Source organism: Bacteroides sp. MSK.20.82 (assembly GCF_019052485.1).
GTDB classification, from domain to species: domain Bacteria; phylum Bacteroidota; class Bacteroidia; order Bacteroidales; family Bacteroidaceae; genus Bacteroides; species Bacteroides thetaiotaomicron.
Map to the genome: position 1 here is coordinate 1 of NZ_JAHQUN010000051.1, position 22,338 is coordinate 22,338.

The 22,338-nt window shown below is 39.1% G+C and carries 37 protein-coding genes; 1 reads left to right on the forward strand and 36 read right to left on the reverse strand.

The genetic code is table 11. The features are described 5' to 3' along the window. Positions 1 to 508 precede the first annotated feature (508 nt). A complete protein-coding gene (locus KTR07_RS23830) occupies positions 509 to 2,323 on the forward strand; it encodes a MutS family DNA mismatch repair protein (RefSeq protein ID WP_048692517.1) in 1,815 nt (604 codons plus the stop codon). Between the two features lie 190 nt (positions 2,324 to 2,513). On the opposite strand, the gene KTR07_RS23835 is transcribed toward KTR07_RS23830, so the two are convergent. From KTR07_RS23835 to KTR07_RS24010, 36 genes are all read right to left on the reverse strand, one after another. After that, entirely contained in the window at positions 2,514 to 3,053 is a 540-nt protein-coding gene (locus KTR07_RS23835; RefSeq protein WP_008765432.1) for a hypothetical protein, read from the reverse strand. 106 nt (positions 3,054 to 3,159) lie between these two features. After that, positions 3,160 to 3,555 carry a hypothetical protein gene (locus KTR07_RS23840; protein ID WP_008765431.1) on the reverse strand — a complete coding sequence of 132 codons (396 nt, stop codon included), beginning with the start codon at positions 3,553 to 3,555 and terminating at the stop codon, positions 3,160 to 3,162. A gap of 147 nt (positions 3,556 to 3,702) precedes the next feature. Next, positions 3,703 to 4,194: a 50S ribosomal protein L17 gene (rplQ, locus tag KTR07_RS23845; RefSeq protein WP_008762052.1), complete on the reverse strand. Its 492-nt coding sequence runs from the start codon at positions 4,192 to 4,194 to the stop codon at positions 3,703 to 3,705. 3 nt (positions 4,195 to 4,197) lie between these two features. Beyond that, on the reverse strand, positions 4,198 to 5,190 hold the full coding sequence (locus tag KTR07_RS23850) for a DNA-directed RNA polymerase subunit alpha (RefSeq protein WP_008762051.1): 993 nt from the start codon (positions 5,188 to 5,190) through the stop codon (positions 4,198 to 4,200). 11 nt (positions 5,191 to 5,201) lie between these two features. Next, on the reverse strand, positions 5,202 to 5,807 hold the full coding sequence (rpsD, locus tag KTR07_RS23855) for a 30S ribosomal protein S4 (protein WP_008762050.1): 606 nt from the start codon (positions 5,805 to 5,807) through the stop codon (positions 5,202 to 5,204). Between the two features lie 116 nt (positions 5,808 to 5,923). Then, the gene (rpsK, locus tag KTR07_RS23860; RefSeq protein ID WP_004296327.1) at positions 5,924 to 6,313 is read right to left on the reverse strand and encodes a 30S ribosomal protein S11; all 390 of its coding nucleotides are present in this window, start codon (positions 6,311 to 6,313) and stop codon (positions 5,924 to 5,926) included. Between the two features lie 11 nt (positions 6,314 to 6,324). Next, on the reverse strand, positions 6,325 to 6,705 hold the full coding sequence (gene rpsM / locus KTR07_RS23865) for a 30S ribosomal protein S13 (protein WP_004296328.1): 381 nt from the start codon (positions 6,703 to 6,705) through the stop codon (positions 6,325 to 6,327). A gap of 33 nt (positions 6,706 to 6,738) precedes the next feature. After that, positions 6,739 to 6,855: a type B 50S ribosomal protein L36 gene (ykgO, locus tag KTR07_RS23870; RefSeq protein WP_002558051.1), complete on the reverse strand. Its 117-nt coding sequence runs from the start codon at positions 6,853 to 6,855 to the stop codon at positions 6,739 to 6,741. A gap of 9 nt (positions 6,856 to 6,864) precedes the next feature. Next, on the reverse strand, positions 6,865 to 7,083 hold the full coding sequence (gene infA / locus KTR07_RS23875; protein ID WP_002558052.1) for a translation initiation factor IF-1: 219 nt from the start codon (positions 7,081 to 7,083) through the stop codon (positions 6,865 to 6,867). Between the two features lies 1 nt (position 7,084). After that, positions 7,085 to 7,882 carry a type I methionyl aminopeptidase gene (gene map, locus KTR07_RS23880; RefSeq protein ID WP_008762048.1) on the reverse strand — a complete coding sequence of 266 codons (798 nt, stop codon included), beginning with the start codon at positions 7,880 to 7,882 and terminating at the stop codon, positions 7,085 to 7,087. 15 nt (positions 7,883 to 7,897) lie between these two features. After that, positions 7,898 to 9,241, reverse strand: coding sequence for a preprotein translocase subunit SecY (gene secY, locus KTR07_RS23885; protein WP_008762047.1), 1,344 nt, complete (start codon positions 9,239 to 9,241; stop codon positions 7,898 to 7,900). Positions 9,242 to 9,245: 4 nt separating this feature from the next. Beyond that, complete coding sequence (gene rplO / locus KTR07_RS23890; protein WP_008762046.1) at positions 9,246 to 9,692, reverse strand: 50S ribosomal protein L15; 447 nt, start codon at positions 9,690 to 9,692, stop codon at positions 9,246 to 9,248. 31 nt (positions 9,693 to 9,723) lie between these two features. Continuing rightward, complete coding sequence (rpmD, locus tag KTR07_RS23895; RefSeq protein ID WP_004296332.1) at positions 9,724 to 9,900, reverse strand: 50S ribosomal protein L30; 177 nt, start codon at positions 9,898 to 9,900, stop codon at positions 9,724 to 9,726. 9 nt (positions 9,901 to 9,909) lie between these two features. After that, entirely contained in the window at positions 9,910 to 10,428 is a 519-nt protein-coding gene (rpsE, locus tag KTR07_RS23900; protein WP_008762045.1) for a 30S ribosomal protein S5, read from the reverse strand. A gap of 5 nt (positions 10,429 to 10,433) precedes the next feature. Beyond that, positions 10,434 to 10,778, reverse strand: a complete 345-nt coding sequence (gene rplR / locus KTR07_RS23905; RefSeq protein ID WP_008765430.1) for a 50S ribosomal protein L18 — start codon at positions 10,776 to 10,778, stop codon at positions 10,434 to 10,436. A gap of 21 nt (positions 10,779 to 10,799) precedes the next feature. Further along, a complete protein-coding gene (rplF, locus tag KTR07_RS23910; protein WP_008765429.1) occupies positions 10,800 to 11,369 on the reverse strand; it encodes a 50S ribosomal protein L6 in 570 nt (189 codons plus the stop codon). A 17-nt stretch (positions 11,370 to 11,386) separates the two neighbouring features. Then, complete coding sequence (gene rpsH, locus KTR07_RS23915; RefSeq protein ID WP_008762043.1) at positions 11,387 to 11,782, reverse strand: 30S ribosomal protein S8; 396 nt, start codon at positions 11,780 to 11,782, stop codon at positions 11,387 to 11,389. Positions 11,783 to 11,834: 52 nt separating this feature from the next. Continuing rightward, positions 11,835 to 12,134, reverse strand: a complete 300-nt coding sequence (gene rpsN / locus KTR07_RS23920; RefSeq protein WP_008762042.1) for a 30S ribosomal protein S14 — start codon at positions 12,132 to 12,134, stop codon at positions 11,835 to 11,837. A gap of 6 nt (positions 12,135 to 12,140) precedes the next feature. After that, positions 12,141 to 12,698 carry a 50S ribosomal protein L5 gene (gene rplE / locus KTR07_RS23925; protein ID WP_005675434.1) on the reverse strand — a complete coding sequence of 186 codons (558 nt, stop codon included), beginning with the start codon at positions 12,696 to 12,698 and terminating at the stop codon, positions 12,141 to 12,143. A 2-nt stretch (positions 12,699 to 12,700) separates the two neighbouring features. Beyond that, a complete protein-coding gene (gene rplX / locus KTR07_RS23930) occupies positions 12,701 to 13,018 on the reverse strand; it encodes a 50S ribosomal protein L24 (protein ID WP_008762041.1) in 318 nt (105 codons plus the stop codon). Between the two features lie 20 nt (positions 13,019 to 13,038). Then, positions 13,039 to 13,404, reverse strand: coding sequence for a 50S ribosomal protein L14 (gene rplN / locus KTR07_RS23935; protein WP_004296340.1), 366 nt, complete (start codon positions 13,402 to 13,404; stop codon positions 13,039 to 13,041). A 2-nt stretch (positions 13,405 to 13,406) separates the two neighbouring features. Beyond that, on the reverse strand, positions 13,407 to 13,676 hold the full coding sequence (rpsQ, locus tag KTR07_RS23940) for a 30S ribosomal protein S17 (protein ID WP_008762040.1): 270 nt from the start codon (positions 13,674 to 13,676) through the stop codon (positions 13,407 to 13,409). After that, positions 13,673 to 13,870 carry a 50S ribosomal protein L29 gene (gene rpmC, locus KTR07_RS23945; RefSeq protein ID WP_008762039.1) on the reverse strand — a complete coding sequence of 66 codons (198 nt, stop codon included), beginning with the start codon at positions 13,868 to 13,870 and terminating at the stop codon, positions 13,673 to 13,675. The genes rpsQ and rpmC overlap by 4 nt, the downstream gene beginning before the upstream one ends. A 5-nt stretch (positions 13,871 to 13,875) precedes the next feature. Continuing rightward, complete coding sequence (gene rplP, locus KTR07_RS23950; protein ID WP_002558067.1) at positions 13,876 to 14,310, reverse strand: 50S ribosomal protein L16; 435 nt, start codon at positions 14,308 to 14,310, stop codon at positions 13,876 to 13,878. A 23-nt stretch (positions 14,311 to 14,333) separates the two neighbouring features. After that, the gene (gene rpsC, locus KTR07_RS23955) at positions 14,334 to 15,065 is read right to left on the reverse strand and encodes a 30S ribosomal protein S3 (RefSeq protein WP_008762038.1); all 732 of its coding nucleotides are present in this window, start codon (positions 15,063 to 15,065) and stop codon (positions 14,334 to 14,336) included. A gap of 5 nt (positions 15,066 to 15,070) precedes the next feature. After that, positions 15,071 to 15,481, reverse strand: a complete 411-nt coding sequence (gene rplV, locus KTR07_RS23960) for a 50S ribosomal protein L22 (protein ID WP_004296344.1) — start codon at positions 15,479 to 15,481, stop codon at positions 15,071 to 15,073. A 35-nt stretch (positions 15,482 to 15,516) separates the two neighbouring features. Continuing rightward, the gene (gene rpsS / locus KTR07_RS23965) at positions 15,517 to 15,786 is read right to left on the reverse strand and encodes a 30S ribosomal protein S19 (RefSeq protein WP_008762037.1); all 270 of its coding nucleotides are present in this window, start codon (positions 15,784 to 15,786) and stop codon (positions 15,517 to 15,519) included. A 20-nt stretch (positions 15,787 to 15,806) separates the two neighbouring features. After that, positions 15,807 to 16,631: a 50S ribosomal protein L2 gene (rplB, locus tag KTR07_RS23970; RefSeq protein WP_008765427.1), complete on the reverse strand. Its 825-nt coding sequence runs from the start codon at positions 16,629 to 16,631 to the stop codon at positions 15,807 to 15,809. A gap of 5 nt (positions 16,632 to 16,636) precedes the next feature. Continuing rightward, positions 16,637 to 16,927, reverse strand: coding sequence for a 50S ribosomal protein L23 (gene rplW / locus KTR07_RS23975; RefSeq protein WP_007747932.1), 291 nt, complete (start codon positions 16,925 to 16,927; stop codon positions 16,637 to 16,639). Between the two features lie 16 nt (positions 16,928 to 16,943). Beyond that, positions 16,944 to 17,570 (reverse strand): 50S ribosomal protein L4, encoded by a 627-nt coding sequence (gene rplD / locus KTR07_RS23980; protein ID WP_008762035.1) that lies wholly within the window; start codon positions 17,568 to 17,570, stop codon positions 16,944 to 16,946. Beyond that, complete coding sequence (gene rplC / locus KTR07_RS23985; RefSeq protein WP_008762034.1) at positions 17,570 to 18,187, reverse strand: 50S ribosomal protein L3; 618 nt, start codon at positions 18,185 to 18,187, stop codon at positions 17,570 to 17,572. Before rplC ends, rplD begins: the two co-directional genes overlap by 1 nt. 18 nt (positions 18,188 to 18,205) lie before the next feature. Beyond that, positions 18,206 to 18,511 (reverse strand): 30S ribosomal protein S10, encoded by a 306-nt coding sequence (gene rpsJ / locus KTR07_RS23990; RefSeq protein WP_002558075.1) that lies wholly within the window; start codon positions 18,509 to 18,511, stop codon positions 18,206 to 18,208. Positions 18,512 to 18,595: 84 nt separating this feature from the next. Continuing rightward, on the reverse strand, positions 18,596 to 20,713 hold the full coding sequence (fusA, locus tag KTR07_RS23995; RefSeq protein ID WP_008762033.1) for an elongation factor G: 2,118 nt from the start codon (positions 20,711 to 20,713) through the stop codon (positions 18,596 to 18,598). Positions 20,714 to 20,768: 55 nt separating this feature from the next. Beyond that, entirely contained in the window at positions 20,769 to 21,245 is a 477-nt protein-coding gene (gene rpsG / locus KTR07_RS24000; RefSeq protein WP_008762032.1) for a 30S ribosomal protein S7, read from the reverse strand. A gap of 143 nt (positions 21,246 to 21,388) precedes the next feature. Then, on the reverse strand, positions 21,389 to 21,790 hold the full coding sequence (gene rpsL, locus KTR07_RS24005) for a 30S ribosomal protein S12 (protein ID WP_055221655.1): 402 nt from the start codon (positions 21,788 to 21,790) through the stop codon (positions 21,389 to 21,391). Positions 21,791 to 21,926: 136 nt separating this feature from the next. Beyond that, positions 21,927 to 22,232 (reverse strand): DUF3467 domain-containing protein, encoded by a 306-nt coding sequence (locus KTR07_RS24010; RefSeq protein WP_008762031.1) that lies wholly within the window; start codon positions 22,230 to 22,232, stop codon positions 21,927 to 21,929. Positions 22,233 to 22,338 lie beyond the last annotated feature (106 nt).

A 22,338-nucleotide genomic window follows, 5' to 3' on the forward strand; every position in this document is an offset into this window, starting at 1 on the left:
CTTTTATTCATTTTAGTTGATACTTATAGTAGTCAACCAAATCCAGGGTAAGACAGGTTGCCGAGTCTTGTCTTAATATAGGCGGCATACAGGAAGTAATATATGGCATAAACAACGTACATTCATGCCTAAAAGGGAGTTCTTAACATAAATAGCCAAAGGCTTTAAAACAGTGCGCTTACCACTGATAATCAGTAAATTAACCGTATTATCTATTAAAAACAGGTGATAATAGAAAGCAGAAAAACATCTATTATCACCTTATTATCACCGGTTATTATCACCATTACTTGACTAATTATAAGACACTTATCACGCAAAGGTGACAAGTGACAATAACAAAGTGTGTTTATTTCCTATGTAACTTTGCTCTAAACCATCACAACTTACTTCATCGCTGATTACTGAATGACCGTTAATAAAGAGTAAATCTGCTCTTTACAAAAACACGCTCCCATTCAGCCTTTTACGAATTATATTACCTTTGTCCGAAAAGCAATATAATCGTATGGAAAAACAAGAAAATATTATAGCAACCTATCAACAAATCATTCAGGAAACAGAAAAACAACTACAAAAAGCGCGGAAACGCATTCGCTATATCAGCCTTCTGAGACTGATCTTATTCGTAGAAGCAGTAGCCTCCGCCATTATTTTTTGGTCCGACGGATGGTTAAAACTCATCGTACTTACCGTACTTCCCATCATCGCTTTCATTTGGCTGGTGCAAAGCCACAACCGATGGTTTTACTGGAAAGATTATCTCAAAAAGAAAATAGAAATCAATCAGCAGGAACTACGAGCACTGCAATATGACTTTTCCGACTTCGACAACGGAAAGGAATACATCGATCCGTCTCACCTCTATACTTTCGACTTGGACATATTTGGCGAGCACTCACTATTCCAGTATATCAATCGTACTTCGACCCCCATCGGCAAACAGCGTCTTGCCAACTGGTTCAATGCACATCTGGAAGAAAAAGAAGCTATCGAACAACGTCAGGAAGCGATTCGGGAACTATCTTCAGAACTTGAGTTTCGACAACAATTCCGCCTGCTCGGATTACTTTATAAAGGCAAGCCATCCGACACCTCTGCAATTAAAGAATGGGTAAACAGTCCGAGCGACTATCGGAAACACGCTTTCCTCCGTATCCTCCCGACAGCAGTAGGTATTATAAACCTCCTGTGTATCGGCGCAACGATACTGGGATTTCTCCCTGCAAGCATCAGCGGGATAGTATTTGCATGCTTTGTCGTATTCAGTTTTATCTTCTCAAAAGGAATAACCAAAATACAAGCGACGTATGGCGAAAAACTACAAATTCTGTCTACTTACGCCGACCAGATTCTCATCACCGAGAAAAAAGAGATGCACAGCCCTGCATTGCAACAACTGAAAGCCGAACTTACAAGCCAAAATCAAACAGCTTCCCAGTCCGTACATCGCCTTGCTAAACTCATGAATGCACTCGACCAGCGAGGTAATCTGCTAATGAGCACCATCTTGAACGGCCTCCTATTTTGGGAACTCCGCCAAGTCATGCAAATCGAGAAATGGAAAGAAGCACACTCCGCAGATCTTCCCCGCTGGATCGAAGCTATCGGAGCAATTGATGCTTATTGTTCTCTTGCAACATTCTCATACAACCATCCGGATTACATCTATCCTCAAATAACTTCTCAGTCTTTCCATCTGCAAGCCGAAGCCTTAGGGCATCCGCTCATGGACCGCAATAAATGTGTCCGCAATGGAATCGATATGGAGAAACGCCCGTTCTTTATCATTATTACCGGCGCCAACATGGCAGGCAAAAGTACTTACCTGCGCACCGTAGGTGTCAACTACCTCTTGGCTTGCATTGGTGCTCCTGTATGGGCTGCGAAAATGGAAATATTTCCCGCTCGTCTTGTCACCAGCCTCCGGACAAGTGATTCACTCACCGACAACGAATCTTACTTCTTCGCCGAACTCAAACGACTGAAACTAATCATTGATAAACTCAAAGCCGGAGAAGAATTATTTATCATCCTTGATGAAATTCTGAAAGGAACTAACTCTATGGATAAACAGAAAGGTTCTTTTGCCTTAATCAAACAGTTCATGAGCATGGATGCCAATGGTATTATCGCTACTCATGACCTACTGCTAGGCACACTAATAGATGCTTTTCCACAAAATATCCGGAATTATTGTTTCGAAGCGGACATTACCAACAACGAACTGACATTTTCATACCAGATGAGAAGCGGAGTCGCACAGAACATGAATGCGTGCTTCTTAATGAAAAAAATGGGGATTGCCGTCATCGACGGTTAATCCCCACATGTCAAATTATTCCTTAAAGCCTGCTTGTATCTAAGCTATTAAGACATAGAAGTGCGATATTCAGTAATTATCAATCCATTATCCATTTATCCCTGCATCCCTGCACTTGACTATCTTAGAAATGATCTTCTGATGAATGACAATTCGCCATCAACATGAATACCATTTGGCATTAAGCACTTTAATTCAATTGACTTTTAGTCAGAAACGCAGCAACAGCTGCAGCTGCATCATTGGTAAAATAATGCACAGCAGTCACCGGCTGATATGTATAAGGTACAAACTGGAATAGCTGTACAGCTGCAAATTTATTATCAGCAGATAGTATCACGTCCATACGTATATTACCACTTGCCTCACTCTTAATCTTTGAATCCGCAGAAAATGAACCGGAATTAACAAGGTCAGTCAACTTGTCCATATGCTTCAGATCAAAGAAAATACTACGCTCTTTCGCTATGCTTCCTGTCGGTACATAGACCACTTCTTTTGACTTCCAGAAAAGCCGGAATATACCTAAAAGGAACAATCCTGTTCCAAAGACCATCAGAGCCATACTGACAGTAGACGATTTATCTTCCAGTTCAAAAGTAGAAGCAAAAGATAAAATACCAATCAGTAACATTACACAAGAAATTAAAAGACCGGAGATACTCGTACGTTTAGCGATATCGGGATGTGAAGATGCAAATATAGTAGCATCAATAGCTTGAGTTGCCATAATATTGAAGTTTAAATTATTAGTAAAAATATGAAGATAATAAAGACTGACCGGCACTATATAATTAACGCCAGCAATCCGTAAAATAATACCAATAAATAAACGTCTAAATAATAATATGCCTTAAAGTAAATACATAATATTCACTTGCAGGCTGGCAATAATAGGAAGTTGTAGTATTATAAATCCTTCCCCAATGCTGTGACAGCGAGTTATCACGGTCTGCACAACATTGCAGCACATTTCTCAGAGAAGAGAAGTATTCACCGATTTGCACACGTTGGATGCGTGTCACCGATATCTGATGGCTTTGCAAATTAGTTAATTCAGCCACAGGAAGATAAGGAGATTCTGGAGCATTAATCTGCCCCTGCGGTTTCATAGAATATGTAACAGCATGCTCTGGTTGTTCCACCTGCTTTTCAGTGAAAACATTGCCTGCGACCCCATGAAGGGCAACCGCCAGCAACAGAAACAATATTACCTTTACAAATTTTGCCATATTCTCCTGCAAATATAACAGATAATTCTTATGAAAAGTTCATTCGGTAAATCTTTTAATGTATCTTAGGATAACTAAAACATAAGGATACAAAAAAGGCTACCCGTATGAGTAGCCTTTTTTATATGTATAAGAATAACTGTAAAATTATTCAGCTGATTCAGCTTTTGGTTCTTCAGTTGCAGGAGCTTCAACTGCAGCAGGAGCAGCAGCTTCGGCACTCTTCTTAGAACGACGAGTACGAGTAGCTTTCTTAGCAACTTTTTCTTTAGCCATGTTTTCATTGTAGTCAACCAACTCAATGAAACACATTTCTGCATTATCACCTAAACGGTTACCAGTCTTGATGATACGAGTATAACCACCCGGACGGTCAGCAATCTTAACCGAGATTTCTTTGAACAATTCTGTTACTGCAATCTTATCTTGCAGGTTGCTAAATACAACACGACGAGAATTCGTAGTATCTTCTTTAGACTTTGTAATCAAAGGCTCAACAAACTTCTTCAAAGCTTTTGCCTTTGCCACAGTCGTAGTGATTCTTTTGTGCTTGATCAAGGAGCAAGCCATGTTAGATAACATAGCGCTTCTGTGAGAAGCAGTACGACCTAAATGATTGAATTTTTTATTATGTCTCATTTTTTATTCTTTATCTAATTTATATTTAGAAATGTCGGTTCCAAACGATAGATTCAGACTTTCCAGCAAATCATCAAGCTCGGTAAGCGATTTCTTTCCGAAGTTTCTGAACTTCAACAGGTCAGTTTTGTTGAATTGTACCAAGTCGCCGAGAGTTTCTACATCAGCAGCCTTCAAACAGTTGAGGGCACGAACTGACAAGTCCATATCAACAAGCTTAGTCTTCAACAGTTGACGCATATGCAATACTTCTTCGTCAAACTCTTCATTGCCATCAGTATCGTTACTTTCAAGCGTGATCTTCTCATCAGAGAACAACATGAAGTGGTAGATCAGAATTTTTGCAGCTTCTTTCAGCGCTTCCTTCGGGTGTATAGAACCGTCGGTACTAATCTCAAGCACTAGCTTTTCGTAGTCAGTCTTCTGTTCTACACGGAAGTTTTCTACAGCATACTTGACATTACGTATCGGTGTATAAATAGAGTCGATTGGAATTACATTAACATCCGTGCAATATTCGCGATTTTCATCAGCAGGAACATATCCACGACCCTTGTTAATTGTAATATCAATCTGCATAGTTGCCTTAGAATCTAAATGACAAATAACTAATTCCGGATTTAACACTTCAAATCCAGTCAAATACTTACCTATGTCACCTGCTTTAAATTCACTTGAATTCTCGACAGTGATGCTCACTTTTTCGCTCTCGAATTCTTCAACTACTTGCTTGAATCTCACTTGTTTCAGATTCAAGATAATGTTGGTAACATCCTCTTTTACTCCAGGTACACTAGAAAATTCATGCTCCACACCATCTATTCTGATAGTAGTGATAGCAAAACCCTCTAATGAAGAGAGCAGGATACGGCGTAATGCATTACCTACGGTAATACCAAACCCCGGTTCCAACGGACGAAATTCGAATTTACCGAATCTGGAGTCCGCCTCCAACATTAATACTTTATCAGGTTTTTGAAATGCTAATATCGCCATGAAATTAATTATTATTTAGAATACAATTCAACGATCAAATGTTCTTTAATGTTCTCAGGAATGTCTGCTCTTTCAGGTATATGCAACATTTTACCGACCTTAGAAGTTTCATCCCACTCCAACCAAGCGTATTTGCTGTGATTGAAACCTGCAAGAGAGTTAGCAATTACTTCCAAAGATTTAGATCTTTCACGAACACCAATCAATTGTCCTGGTTTTACTGCGAATGAAGGAATGTTTACCACTTCACCATCTACAGTAATATGCTTGTGACTAACCAACTGACGAGCAGCAGCACGTGTAGGAGCAATACCCAAACGGAATACTACGTTGTCAAGACGGCCTTCCAGCAATTGAAGAAGCACCTCACCGGTAATACCTTTAGCGGTAGCGGCTTTTTCAAACAAATTGCGGAATTGTTTTTCTAAAACTCCATAAGTGTATTTCGCTTTCTGCTTTTCACGAAGTTGCACACCATATTCAGAAGTTTTTCTTTTTCTTGAATTTCCGTGTTGTCCGGGAGGATAGTTCTTCTTTGACAAAACTTTATCAGCTCCAAAGATGCCTTCACCGAATTTACGGGCTATTCTTGATTTTGGTCCAGTATATCTAGCCATTTCTTTTAAATATTTAATTGTTTATTCATGAACTCAATTTGTTGCAGCCGCGATTGCAGAGAAGAAATTATTGCAATCCAAAAACAAAATCAAGATCATTTTAAGTTAAAGGTAAATTAAACTCTACGTCTTTTCGGAGGACGACAACCATTGTGTGGAAGTGGAGTTACGTCGATGATCTCTGTAACCTCAATACCAGCTCCGTGGATAGTTCTAATAGCAGACTCACGTCCGTTACCTGGACCCTTCACATATGCTTTTACCTTTCTCAGGCCAAGATCAAATGCAATTTTTGCACAATCTTGGGCAGCCATCTGAGCTGCATAAGGAGTATTCTTTTTTGAACCTCTAAATCCCATCTTTCCTGCAGATGACCAAGAGATAATCTGCCCTTCACTGTTTGCAAGAGAAACAATAATATTGTTGAAAGATGAATGAACGTGTAACTGTCCATTAGCGTCTACTTTCACATTTCTCTTCTTAGCTGCAACTGTTTTTTTTGCCATATCAACAATTATTATTTAGTAGCTTTTTTCTTATTAGCAACGGTTTTCTTTCTACCCTTACGAGTACGTGCATTGTTCTTAGTGCTCTGACCTCTAACCGGCAGACCAATACGATGACGTACACCACGGTAACAACCAATATCCATTAATCGCTTAATGTTCAATTGGATTTCAGAACGAAGATCACCTTCTACTTTATACTCTGCACCGATAATCTCACGAATCTTAGCAGCTTGATCATCTGTCCAGTCTTTAACCTTCAGATCTTTATCTACACCAGCTTTATCTAAAATTTTTGCTGAACTACTGCGACCTATTCCATATACATAGGTCAACGCAATTTCACCTCTTTTATTCTGAGGTAAATCTACACCAACTATTCTTATAGCCATATACTAAATTATTTTTTTTGCAAAAATAACAAATTATCCTTGACGTTGTTTATACTTAGGATTTTTCTTGTTAATAACATACAAACGGCCATTACGTCTAACGATCTTACATTCTGGCGTGCGTTTCTTTAATGATGCTCTTACTTTCATATCTTAATTTTATTTATATCTAAACACAATTCTTCCTTTCGATAAGTCGTAAGGAGACATTTCGACTCTCACTTTATCTCCCGGCAAGATCTTGATGTAATGCATACGCATCTTACCTGAAATATGTGCAGTAATCTCATGTCCGTTTTCTAATTCAACACGAAACATTGCATTAGACAATGCTTCAACTATAACTCCATCTTGTTCTATTGCAGATTGCTTTGCCATATTATATTGCTTTATCTCCTAAAACTTCTTCTATGAATTTGAATGAAGACAAAATATCAGCCTCACCAGCTCCAACAGCTACCGTATGCTCAAAGTGCGCAGCACATTTACGATCTCTGGTCCTCACAGTCCATCCGTCACCTTCCATAATCACTTGTCTGTCTCCCAACGTTATCATCGGCTCAATTGCAATGCAAAGACCTCTTTTCATCAAAGGACCATATCCTCTTTTACCATAATTAGGTACCTGGGGATCTTCGTGCATTTCCTTACCGATGCCGTGACCGACAAACTCACGCACTACACCATAAGAATGAGACTCACAATATTGCTGAATAGCATATCCGATATCTCCGATTCTTTTTCCATGCACTGCATTCTGAATACCGATATATAACGCTTCTTTAGTTACCTTCAACAAGTTACGAATTTCTTCGTCTACCTCTCCTACACAAAAAGTATAAGCAGAATCTCCACAAAAACCATTCATATAAGTTCCGCAATCCACAGATACGATATCGCCGTCTTTCAGAACAATATCCCCCGGGATTCCATGTACTACCTGCTCATTTACAGAAGTACAGATGGATGCAGGAAACGGGTCTCCATATTGATTCGGGAATCCTTTAAAAGTTGGAGTTGCCCCATTATCTCTAATGAATTCTTCAGCAACTTTATCCAACTCACGTGTAGTTACACCAGGCTTCACCACTTTAGCAACCTCAGCTAGAGTTCTACCGACAAGCAGGTTACTCTGACGGAGCAATTCTATTTCATCTTCTGTCTTAAGAAATATCATTTCTATTCTAAAGAATTAATATGCCGCTACACCAGCGCGTCCCTTAATACGACCTGATTTCAACAGACCATCATAATGTCTCATCAACAAATGACTTTCAACCTGTTGCAGTGTATCAAGAACAACACCTACAAGAATTAACAAAGATGTACCGCCGAAGAATTGAGCAAATCCAGCTTGAACCCCAAATATACCAGCAAAAGCAGGCATAATAGCAACCAATGCCAAGAAAAAAGAACCCGGTAAAGTAATACGAGACATGATATCATCAATATACTCTGCTGTTTTCTTTCCCGGTTTGATACCAGGGATGAAACCATTATTTCTCTTCATATCCTCAGCCATCTGAGTCGGATTGATTGTAATTGCAGTATAGAAATATGTAAATAATATAATCATTACCGCAAAAACAAAATTATACCAGAAACTTGTATGATCTGTAAACGCATGCAAGAAACCGCCTGCGTTATTTACATTATTGGAAAAACCGATAAATGTAATTGGAATAAACATGATTGCCTGAGCAAAGATTATAGGCATTACACCAGCAGCATTCACCTTCAAAGGAATATACTGTCTTGCACCACCATATTGTTTATTACCTACGATTCTTTTAGCATATTGTACAGGAATCTTTCTTGTACCTTGTACCAACAAGATTGCAGCACCAATCACTAACAATAAGAATACGACTTCAATTATAAACATAATCAGACCACCACTCTTATTTGCTACTCTGGATACAACTTCTTGTATCAAAGCATCAGGGAAACGAGCGATAATACCGATCAGGATGATAAATGAAATACCGTTACCAATACCTTTATCAGTTATTCTTTCACCAAGCCACAAAATAAACATACTACCTGCTGCCAAAATAATGGTAGAGGTAACCATAAACAGAGTCCAATCTAATGAAGCATTTAAGGAAGGGCCAGCCTGCATTTTAAGATTGAGCAAATAAGAAGGGGCCTGAACTAACAATATAGCAATCGTCAGATAACGAGTATATTGATTCATTTTTCTTCTGCCGCTCTCACCTTCGCGCTGCAACTTTTGGAAATACGGCACAGCGATTCCCAATAGCTGAATAACGATAGATGCAGAGATATAAGGCATGATTCCTAATGCAAAAATAGAGGCATTAGAAAATGCTCCTCCAGAGAACATATTTAACAAGGCTAAAAGGCCTTCACTTGTTTGTTCGTGCAATTTTGCCAACATTGCCGGATTAATACCCGGTAATACGACATATGATCCGAAACGGTAAATTGCCACAAACAATATGGTGATGAGGATCCGCTGTCTCAGATCCTCAATCTTCCATATATTCTTTAATGTTTCAATAGCTTTTCTCATTGAATCAGAGTTTTACTACAGTTCCACCAGCAGCTTCAATAGCAGCAGCAGCACTCTTAGAGAATGCGTTAGCTTCTACTTCCAGCTTGTTAGTCAGAGCTCCGTTACCCAATACTTTAACCAATTGATTTGAAGAAATAAATCCTGCTTCAATAAAGTCGCTAATACCAACTTTTGTCAGATTCTTAGCATCTGCAAGCGTCTGAATTGTATCCAAGTTGATAGCCTTATATTCTACACGATTGATATTCTTAAAACCAAATTTAGGTACTCGACGTTGAAGAGGCATCTGACCACCTTCAAAGCCAACTTTCTTAGAGTATCCAGATCTTGATTTAGCTCCTTTATGACCTCTTGTAGAAGTACCACCCAAGCCAGAACCGGCACCACGTCCTATTCTCTTTCTTGTCTTAGTAGATCCTTCTGCAGGTTTTAAATTACTTAAGTTCATATTGTAATTCGTTTTTTTATTCAACAAATAATTACTTAACAATGGCAACCAAGTGTTTTACTTTATCTACCATTCCAAGAATTGAAGGAGTGCTTTCGTGTTCAACCACACGGTTCAGTTTGCGAAGTCCCAGTGCATCAAGAGTTCTTTTCTGATCAGCTGGAGCACCAATTCTACTTTTAACTTGTTTAATCTTTATAGTTGACATATCTCCTCCTTATCCTCTAAATACTTTTTCAACACTAATACCTCTGTTCTGAGCAATCATTCTTGCATCACGCATCTCACTCAAAGCTTCAATTGTAGCTTTAACAAGGTTGTGCGGATTTGAAGAACCTTTAGATTTTGCCAAAACGTCAGTAATACCAACACTTTCCAATACAGCACGCATAGCACCACCAGCTACTACACCGGTTCCGTGAGATGCAGGTTTGATGAATACTTCAGCACCACCAAACTTAGCTGATTGTTCATGAGGAACAGTACCTTTCAAAACAGGTACTTTCACCAGGTTCTTTTTAGCTGATTCTACGCCTTTAGCGATAGCAGCTGTTACTTCACCTGCTTTACCAAGTCCCCAACCGATAATACCTTCTTCGTTACCTACAACAACGATTGCAGAGAAACTAAAAGTTCTACCACCTTTGGTAACTTTAGTAACACGATTAATAGCAACCAATCTATCCTTCAGTTCTATATCGTTAGTAACCTTAACTCTATTATTAACTCCTGCCATAATGATTAAAATTTAAGTCCACCGTTACGAGCAGCATCAGCTACTTCTTTTACTCTCCCATGATACAAGTAACCATTACGGTCGAAAACAACAGTAGTTATACCTGCTTCCTGAGCCTTTTTAGCAATCATTTCACCAACTTTAGCAGCTTGTTCTTTCTTTGCGACTTTCTCAGCCATACCTAAAGAAGAAGCAGCAGCCAGTGTCTTACCAGAAAGATCATCGATAATCTGGACATAAATTTGCTTGTTACTTCTAAATACACTCATACGCGGACGTTCAGCAGTACCTGAAATCTTATTGCGTACTCTATATTTGATCTTAACTCGTCTTTCTATTTTTGTTGTCATAATAATCTAATTTTATATGATTTACTTAGCGCCGGCTGATTTACCAGACTTTCTACGAATTACTTCGCCAACAAACTTAATACCTTTACCCTTATATGGTTCAGGTTTACGGAAAGAACGTATTTTAGAGCAAACTTGACCAAGCAATTGTTTGTCACACGATTCCAATATAATAAGAGGATTCTTATTTCTTTCAGACTTAGTTTCAACTTTCACCTCAGCAGGCAATTGAATGAAAATATTGTGTGTATAACCTAAAGCCAGTTCAATGATGTTACCTTGGTTAGAAGCACGGTAACCTACACCGACAAGTTCCAGTTCCTTTTTATATCCTTCAGACACGCCCACAACCATGTTATGAACTAAAGAACGATACAAACCGTGGAAAGCATGCTTTTGCTTCGGGTTATCAATCATTTCTTTTTCGTTTTCTGTTAAAGTCACGTGTCCGTCTTCAATGGCAACATTGATAGCAGGATTCACATATTGGCTAAGTTCGCCTTTGGGTCCCTTAACGGTAACCACATCATCCTTCAGAGTGACTGTCACTCCAGCAGGGATACTAATGGGTAATTTTCCTATTCTTGACATTGCTTATTCCTCCTAAATTAATATACGTAACACAAGACTTCACCACCGATTTTCAGTTCAGCAGCTTCTTTGTTAGTCATTACACCTTTGGAAGTAGATATTATAGCAATACCCAGCCCATTAATAACACGCGGCATATCTTTGTAACCAGTATACTTACGCATACCCGGAGAAGATACTCTTTCTAATTTTTTGATTGCGTTAACTTTGTTAACAGAATCATACTTCAAGGCAACCTTGATAGTTCCTTGAGGACCATCTTCTACAAACTTATAGTTAAGAATGTAGCCTTTTTCAAAAAGAATCTTAGTGATTTCTTTTTTCAAGTTCGAAGCGGGAACTTCTACAACTCTGTGCTTAGCACCAATTGCGTTCCGCAACCTCGTCAAATAATCTGCTATTGGATCAGTCATATAAAAATAAATTAAATTAATCAGGACTTCCCTGACAATATTTAAACAATAATTACCAGCTTGCTTTCTTTACGCCCGGGATCAGACCGTTAGATGCCATCTCACGGAACTGGATTCTTGAAATTCCGAACTGACGGATATAACCTTTTGGACGACCAGTCAGTTTGCAACGGTTGTGCATACGAATCGGATTTGAATTCTTAGGCAACTCTTGCAATTTCTGTGCAGCTTCAAAAGCATCGGCAGGTTCACCTGTTCTCACGATTTGCTTCAAAGCAGCTCTTTTCTCGGCGTATCTGGCTACTAATTTAGCACGCTTTACTTCACGTGCCTTCATTGATTCCTTTGCCATATTCTATTAATCTTTTTTAGCGTTTTTAAAAGGTAAACCGAATTCCTTCAACAAGGCATAACCTTCTTCATCTGTCTCCGCAGAAGTTACAAAGGTAATATTCATTCCGAGAATTCTTGTAATACTATCGATATTTATTTCAGGGAAAATGATTTGTTCCTGAATACCAAGGGTATAGTTACCTTTACCATCAAACTTACTTTCGATACCTTTGAAGTCACGAATACGAGGAAGAGCTACACGAACTAGTTTTTCCAAGAATTCATACATTCTCTCACGGCGCAAAGTTACCATAACGCCAATCGGCATTTTTTTACGTAACTTAAAGTTTGCGATATCTTTACGAGAAATGGTAGCTACGGCCTTCTGACCTGTGATAGCTGTCATTTCATTGATTGCTACTTCAATAATCTTCTTATCAGCAACAGCCATACCTAAACCTTGATTGATAACAATCTTCTTAAGTACGGGTACCTGCATCGTTGAAGAATACTGGAATTGTGATTTCAATGCAGGTGCAATACGATCTGCATATTCTTTCTTTAGGCTAGCAGTATTACTCATTACTAAATCTCCTCTCCTGATTTTTTAGAATAACGCACTAAAGTTCCTTCAGAACTCTTTCTTCTCCCAATACGCGTTGCTTTACCAGTTTTTGGATCAACCGGGTTCAAGTTTGAAATGTGGATAGAAGCTTCTTGCTTCACAATACCACCCTGCGGATTCTTTGCATTCGGCTTAGTGCTCTTAGATACCATATTGATACCCTCAACAATTGCACGACCTTCTTTAACAAGAACCTTCAATACACGACCAGTTTTGCCCTTATCTTCGCCAGCATTTACGTAAACTGTATCGCCTTTTTTAATATGTAATTTACTCATTACTCAAATCTTTTACAAAATTAAAGTACCTCAGGCGCAAGTGACACAACCTTCATGTTTGTAGCACGAAGTTCTCTTGCTACAGGACCGAAAATACGACTTCCTCTAATTTCACCTGCATTATTAAGCAACACGCAAGCATTATCATCAAAACGTATATAAGAACCATCAGGACGACGGATTTCTTTCTTCGTACGTACAATCAAAGCCTTTGATACTGCACCTTTTTTAACATCACTCGAAGGGATAACACTCTTTACGGAAACTACAATAACATCTCCTACTGAAGCGTAACGACGACCTGTGCCACCCAATACACGGATACACAAAGCTTCTTTAGCTCCACTGTTATCACATACTGTAAGTCTGGATTCTACTTGTATCATAATTACTTAGCTCTTTCAATTATTTCTACTAATCTCCATCTTTTAGTCTTGCTCAAAGGACGAGTTTCCATGATGCGTACAGTATCACCGATATTGCATTCATTCTTTTCATCATGAGCATGGTACTTCTTCGTTTTACTAACGAACTTACCATATATAGGGTGTTTTTCTTTAAACTTGGCAGCAACTGTGATAGTTTTTTCCATCTTGTTGCTCAATACAACCCCTGTTCTTTCTTTTCTTAAATTTCTTGCTTCCATCAAGCTGATCATTTATTGTTAAGTTCTCTTTGGCGTAATTCTGTTTTCATACGCGCAATAGTCCTGCGTAATTGTTTGATTTGAGCAGGATTTTCCAAAGGAGAAATAGAATGATTGATAACCATCTGGTTATAATTAGCTGTTTCTGCCTCTACTCTTTCTACTAAATCATTAGTAGTCATTTCTTTAATTTCTGCAATTTTCATAAACCTTACGCATTTTGATTTTGAATATCATAATCACGTCTTACGACAAACTTCGTTGTAATAGGAAGCTTTTGAGCAGCTAAGCGCAATGCTTCTTTCGCGATTTCGTAAGATACTCCTTCAGCTTCAATAATGATTCTACCTGGAGTTACAGGAGCCACAAATCCCTCGGGAGCACCTTTACCTTTACCCATACGCACATCGGCTGGTTTTCTAGTAATTGGTTTATCCGGGAATATACGGATCCAGATCTGTCCTTGACGTTGCATATATCTTGTTACTGCAATACGAGCAGCTTCGATCTGACGGCCTGTAATCCATTTAGTTTCCAAAGCCTTAATGCCAAAAGAACCGAAAGCCAGCTGGTTACCTCTCTGGGCATTACCTTTTGCACGGCCTTTTTGTTGTCTTCTGAATTTTGTCTTTTTCGGTTGTAACATAGTTTCCTAAAATTCAAATTCGTTTAGCGATTATTTTTCTTTCTTTTGAAGTTCTTTCCGCCGTTGTTTCCACCATTGTTTCCACGACCACTTTCTTTGCTTTGTGTAAAGTTCGGAGCTAATTCTTTCTTACCAAACACTTCACCTCTACAAATCCAAACTTTGATACCTAAAAGACCCACTTTAGTCAATGCTTCAGCATGACAGTAGTCGATATCAGCTCTGAAAGTGTGCAACGGAGTTCTTCCTTCTTTATACATTTCAGAACGAGCCATTTCAGCTCCATTCAAACGTCCTGAAATCTGAATTTTGATACCTTCAGCACCCATACGCATTGTATTTGCGATAGCCATTTTAATGGCACGGCGGTAGGCAATTTTACCTTCTACCTGGCGAGCAATGTTGTTAGCAACAATTACAGCATCCAGTTCCGGTCTTTTCACTTCAAAGATATTAATCTGAATATCTTTGTCGGTAACCTTCTTCAACTCTTCTTTTAACTTATCAACTTCTTGGCCACCTTTACCGATGATAATACCCGGGCGAGCAGTGCAAACAGTAATAGTAACGAGCTTCAGCGTACGTTCAATTACGATTCTTGATACACTTGCCTTTGCAAGTCTTGCATTAAGATATTTACGGATTTTGCTATCTTCCAGCAAAGAATCACCGTAATCATTTCCACCATACCAGTTAGAATCCCATCCTCTGATAATTCCTAAACGGTTGCTTATTGGATTAACTTTTTGTCCCATCTACCTTAATTTTGATCTTCGTTATTACTTTTAGCACCAACGAACAATGTTACGTGATTTGAACGTTTGCGAATTCTATAACCTCTACCCTGCGGTGCCGGTCTCATTCTTTTGAGTGTAGCGCCACCATCAACAAAAATCTGCGTTACGAACAACTCGCCGCTTTCTGCTTTACGTTCGTTTTTCTGTTCCCAGTTAGCAATTGCAGAGCGAAGCAATTTTTCCACTCTTGCAGCAGCTTCTTTTGAAGAAAATTTCAAAACACCAAGTGCTCTGTTCACTTCCATACCACGAATCATATCAGCGACTAAGCGCATCTTACGTGGAGAAGTAGGAACATTTTGCAATTTAGCAAAATACATGGTCTTAAGGGCTTCTTTTCTTTTTTCAGCCGATATTTTTTTTCTTGCTCCCATTATATTTATTACTTTATTATTTCAAATAATTCCTGTTATCTTTTCTTGTTACCAGCGTGTCCTCTGAATGTACGAGTTGGAGCAAATTCGCCCAACTTGTGTCCTACCATATTTTCGGTAACATATACAGGAATAAATTTATTTCCATTGTGAACTGCAACTGTATGGCCTACAAAATCAGGCGAAATCATTGAAGCTCTGGCCCATGTCTTTACTACGACTTTTTTGCCAGATTCATTCATGGCAAAAATTCTCTTTTCAAGCTTTACGTTAATATATGGACCTTTTTTTAATGAACGACTCATAGTTTACTCAATTAATCAGATTACTTTTTTCTTCTCTCAATAATGTACTTAGACGATTGTTTCTTAGGAGCTCTAGTCTTAAGTCCCTTAGCGTACAATCCCTTACGAGATCTTGGATGTCCTCCGGAAGAACGTCCTTCACCACCACCCATCGGGTGATCAACCGGGTTCATTACAACACCACGGTTACGAGGACGACGACCTTGCCAACGAGAGCGTCCAGCCTTACCTGAGCGTTCCAATCCATGATCTGAGTTACCAACACTACCGATAGTAGCTTTACAAGTGCTAAGAATCTGTCTTACTTCACCTGAAGGCAATTTAATCACACAATACTTACCCTCACGAGAAGTTAACTGAGCAAAGTTTCCAGCTGATCTAACCAGAGCAGCACCCTGTCCCGGACGTAACTCAATATTGTGAATTACAGTACCAACCGGAATATTCTGAAGGGGAAGAGTATTACCAATCTCTGGCGCTGCTGTTTCACCCGACATCAGAGTCGCACCAACTTGCAATCCATTGGGAGCAATAATATATCTTTTTTCTCCATCAGCGTAATATAACAAAGCGATACGAGCCGAACGATTCGGATCGTATTCAATTGTCTTAACCACTGCTGGTACACCGTCTTTGTTTCTCTTGAAATCAACAATTCTAATCACCTTTCTATGACCGCCACCAATGTAGCGCATAGTCATCTTACCTTCGTTGTTACGACCACCAGATGATTTCTTACCATATACAAGAGACTTTTCTGGTACTGATGCAGTAATTTCTTCGAAAGTACCAATAATTTTATGTCTTTGCCCCGGTGTTGTGGGCTTTAATTTACGTACTGCCATTTTTATTAAATATTACTATAAAAATCAATAGTATCTCCTTCTTTCAATGTTACGATTGCTTTTTTGAATGCATTCGTACGGCCATTGATGATACCTGCTTTAGTATAACGGCTTTTATTTTTGCCAGCATACTTCACTGTATTCACATCAACTACAGTAACATTATAAAGAGCTTCAACTTCCTTCTTAATTTCCAGTTTGTTAGCATCAGGACGTACAACAAAGCCGAAACGATTCAGCTTATCAGTGATTGCAGTCATTTTCTCTGTTACCAACGGTTTAATAATAATTCCCATTATTTAAGCCTCCTTTTTAAATTAAGATATTGTCAATAGCCTTCAGAGAGTTTTCTGTAAGCACAACAACCCCAGCATTCAATACTCTGTAAGTATTTAATCCTGAGACAGTCTGCACGTTTGCACCCTCTATGTTACGAGCTGACAAATATACGTTTTTATTTGCTTCCGGTAAAATTACAAGTAGCTTTTTATCGGAAACTTTAAGATTTTTTGTCATAGCAACGAAATCTTTTGTCTTAGGAGCTTCAAAAACGAAGTCTTCAACAACAATAAGCGCGTTGTTCTGAACTTTATAAGACAATGCTGACTTACGAGCCAATGTCTTAACTTTTTTATTCAACTTGAAGAAGTAGTCTCTTGGTTTCGGACCAAAAACACGAGCACCACCAACGAGTACCGGTGAATTCATATCACCACGACGTGCTCCACCACCACCTTTCTGGCGACCGATCTTACGAGTAGAGCCACTGATTTCACTTCTTTCTTTTGACTTATGAGTACCCTGACGCTGGTTGGCCATAAATTGCTTTACATCCAAATAGATAGCGTGGTCGTTGGGCTCAATTCCGAAGATAGATTCGTTTAACGTAACCTTTCTCCCAGTGTCTTCACCTTTAATGTTATATACGTTAACTTCCATTATTTCTCAATTATTACGATTGAACCTTTGCAACCCGGGATAGAACCTTTGATCAAAAGAAGGTTATGATCCGCGATTACTTTTAATACCTGCAAGTTTTGAACAGTAACTCTGTCACCACCGAGCTGTCCGCCCATGCGCATTCCTTTGAATACTTTAGCTGGATAAGAACAAGCACCGATAGAACCCGGCTTACGAGCACGGTTGTGCTGACCGTGAGTAGCTTGGCCTACACCACCGAAACCATGTCTCTTAACTACACCCTGGAAACCTTTACCTTTAGAAGTTCCGACAACGTCTACGAAAGTAGCGTCATTGAACATCTCTACAGTAATAGTATCACCCAGATTCAACTCTGTCTCAAATTCTTTGAACTCGGCCAAGTGTCTCTTCGGTGTTACTCCAGCTCTCTTGAAGTGGCCCATCAACGGTTTAGTTGTATGTTTTTCCTTTTTGTCCTGGAAACCCAACTGAACAGCTGCATAGCCATCTTTTTCGACAGTTTTAACCTGAGTAACAACACAAGGACCTGCTTCGATAACAGTGCATGGTACATTCTTACCATCAGCACTGAAAACGGATGTCATTCCGATTTTTTTTCCTAATAATCCTGGCATTTCACTAATTTTTAATTATCAAACTTTAATTTCTACTTCCACACCACTCGGCAACTCAAGCTTCATAAGAGCATCTACCGTCTTAGCAGTTGAGCTATAGATGTCGATCAATCTCTTATAAGAAGAGAGTTCAAACTGTTCACGTGACTTCTTGTTAACGAAAGTCGAGCGGTTCACTGTAAAGATACGCTTGTGCGTAGGCAGAGGAATTGGACCACTAACAATAGCACCCGTAGCCTTTACGGTTCTTACAATCTTCTCAGCTGACTTGTCAACCAAGTTGTGGTCGTAAGATTTCAATTTAATTCTAATTTTCTGACTCATTATGGTTTTAAATTAATATATTTATAAATAAGAGAAAGCGGCAGGCTAAGAGTCATTCGCTAGCCTGCTGCTTTTGATATTCTTTTAGAGTAAATCAGCACGTCCTTTTACTTCTTCCAATACTGCCTTAGCAATAGAGTTAGAAACTTGAGCGTGATGAGAATATACCATTGATGAAGTTGCGCGACCAGATGTAATAGTACGTAACGCTGTTACATAACCAAACATTTCAGCCAGTGGCACCATTGCTTTCACAATACGAGCACCGGAACGGCTAGATTCCATACCTTCAACCTGACCACGACGCTTATTCAAGTCACCGATCACATCACCCATGTTTTCTTCCGGAGTAACAACCTCCAGCTTCATGATAGGCTCCATCAATACCGGACCTGCTTTAGCACATGCATTCTTATATGCCTGAATAGCACAAATTTCGAAAGACAACTGGTCAGAGTCAACCGGATGGAATGAACCATCAATCAAAGTTACCTTCATTGAATCCAACGGATATCCGGCCAACACACCGTTCTTCATTGCGCTTGTGAAACCTTTCTGAACTGAAGGAATAAATTCTTTAGGAATATTACCGCCCTTCACTTCATCGATAAACTGCAATCCGCCTTCTTTGAAATCTTCATCAACAGGACCGATCTTAACGATGATATCTGCAAACTTACCACGACCACCAGACTGTTTCTTATAAACTTCACGAAGATCAACTGTCTTAGTGATAGCTTCTTTATAATTAACCTGAGGTTTACCTTGGTTACATTCTACTTTAAATTCACGTTTCAAACGGTCAATAATGATATCCAAGTGTAACTCACCCATACCAGAGATTACAGTCTGTCCAGTTTGCTCATCAGTCTTAACTGTAAATGTCGGATCTTCTTCAGCGAGCTTAGCCAAACCGTTAGACAATTTATCCATGTCTTTCTGAGTTTTAGGCTCAACTGCAATACCGATTACCGGTTCCGGGAAGTCCATAGACTCTAATACGATCGGAGCTGTTTCATCACAAAGCGTATCACCAGTATGAATATCTTTAAAACCTACACCTGCACCAATATCACCAGCACCGATTACTTCAACCGGATTCTGCTTGTTTGAATGCATCTGGAACAGACGAGAAACACGTTCTTTCTTACCAGAGCGAGAATTATAGATATAAGAACCAGCTTCAATCTTACCCGAATATACACGGAAGAAAGTCAAACGACCTACATAAGGGTCAGTAGCAATCTTAAATGCCAAAGCTGATGTTTTCTCATCATCACTCGGTTTACGATCTTCTTCTGCACCTGTATTCGGATTTGTACCAATCACATTCTCAGTATCCAATGGAGAAGGCAAGAAAGCACAAACATAGTCCAACAATGTCTGAACACCCTTATTCTTAAATGAAGAGCCACACAACATTGGTACAACTGCCATCTGAACTGTTGCATTGCGGAGGGCTCTCAACACTTCTTCTTCTGTAATAGTAGAAGGATCGTCGAAATATTTCTCCATCAAAGCATCGTCAAACTCAGCTACCTTTTCAAGCATTTTATCTCTCCATTCATTTGCTTCATCAACGAGATCTGCCGGTATTTCTTCAACTGTATAGTCAGCTCCCATTGTTTCATCATGCCAATAGATAGCTTTCATTTTAATCAAGTCTACCAGACCTTTGAAGGTTTCTTCAGCACCAATAGGAACAACGATTGGACAAGGATTAGCACCCAAAACAGCTTTCATCTGGCGTACAACCTCAAAGAAGTCAGCACCCGAACGGTCCATTTTGTTTACGTACGCAATACGTGGCACATTATACTTATCAGCTTGACGCCATACAGTTTCTGATTGAGGTTCTACACCACCTACTGCACAGTAAGCAGCCACAGCACCATCCAGAATACGTAACGAACGTTCTACTTCAGCAGTAAAGTCAACGTGTCCCGGAGTATCAATCAAGTTGATTTTATAAGTATCACCAGCATATTTCCATCTTGTTGTTGTTGCAGCAGATGTAATAGTAATACCACGTTCTTGCTCCTGTTCCATCCAGTCCATTGTTGCAGCACCATCGTGTACCTCACCAATTTTGTGAGTCAATCCAGTGTAGAACAGGATACGTTCAGAAGTTGTTGTTTTTCCGGCATCAATGTGAGCCATGATACCGATATTACGAGTCAAATGTAAATCTGTCTTTGCCATTTTCTTATTCCTTTACTTTAAGTTTTTAATCTAAATCGGTTATATTCTTATAGTATTAGAATCTGAAATGAGCAAATGCACGGTTAGCTTCAGCCATTCTATGCATATCTTCTTTACGTTTGTATGCGCCACCCTGTTCGTTAAAGGCATCCATGATTTCAGCAGCCAATTTGTCTGCCATAGATTTACCACCTCTTTTGCGAGCAAACAGAATCAAGTTTTTCATTGAAACCGATTCTTTACGATCAGGACGGATTTCAGTAGGAACCTGGAAGGTAGCACCACCTACACGACGAGATTTTACTTCTACTTGCGGAGTTACATTATCCAAAGCCTTTTTCCAGATTTCGAGAGCTGATTTTTCTTCGTTAGGAAGTTTTGCTTTCACTGTTTCCAGAGCGGCATAAAAGATTTCATAAGACGCATTCTTTTTACCATCATACATCAAATGGTTTACAAACTTAGAAACCTTTTGGTCATTAAAAACGGGATCCGGAAGGATTACGCGTTTTTTTGGTTTTGCTTTTCTCATTTGTTTGAAAAATAATGTTTTTGTTCTTGGTTGTCTACTTCTTGACTTCTTCAACTCTCCCACCGGAGAATTTACTCAACCTTTAGCATTTCCAACAAACTAAAACGTAAGTTATTACTTTAATTCTAATTAGGTTTTAATCCTTATTTTTTCTTAGCCGGTGCAGCTTGTCCTGGTTTCGGACGCTTAGCTCCGTATTTAGAACGTCTTTGAGTACGACCAGCAACACCTGCTGTATCAAGTGTACCACGTACAATGTGATAACGTACACCAGGAAGGTCTTTTACACGACCGCCACGTACCAAAACGATTGAGTGTTCCTGCAAGTTGTGTCCTTCTCCCGGAATGTATGAGTTAACCTCTTTTTGGTTAGTCAAACGTACACGAGCTACTTTACGCATTGCAGAGTTCGGCTTCTTCGGAGTAGTAGTATATACTCTCACGCAAACGCCACGTCTTTGAGGACATGAATCCAAGGCTGGAGATTTACTTTTCTCCACCAGCGCTTCGCGTCCTTTTCTTACTAATTGCTGAATTGTAGGCATTTTAATTGTTTTTTGATTTATATTATTGTTATATTAATTTCGTAACTATACATTTTGGGCTGCAAAAATACGAATAATATTTGAATATTCAATGCGCTACAACTTTTTTTTCTTTTTTAATGTTTTTATATCAACCTCATGCTTCGCCTTTTACAACACTTAGCGGAGGCATCGGTGACTCTTCAGAAATACGAATAGGCCCAAAAGCACGTTCATACTTTGCTATGTTATCCTCCAATGCCCGCAACAAGCGTTTTGCGTGTTCTGGAGCTACTATAATACGAGATTGCACTCCTGCTTTCGGCACTCCTGGCATAACCCGTACAAAGTCTAGAATAAACTCAGAGCTTGAATGAGTAATGATTGCAAGATTCGCATAAGTTCCTTGCGCTACTTCTTCTTTCAACTCGATCTGTAACTGGTTGTTATTTTGTTCTTCCATATTAAATAAGATAAAATGTTTTTTTGCAAAATAACAAAATTTTATCGAGATAAGAATGATACAGTCAGGTAAAAGAAACAAAAAAAGGAGCAACTGCCTGCTACAG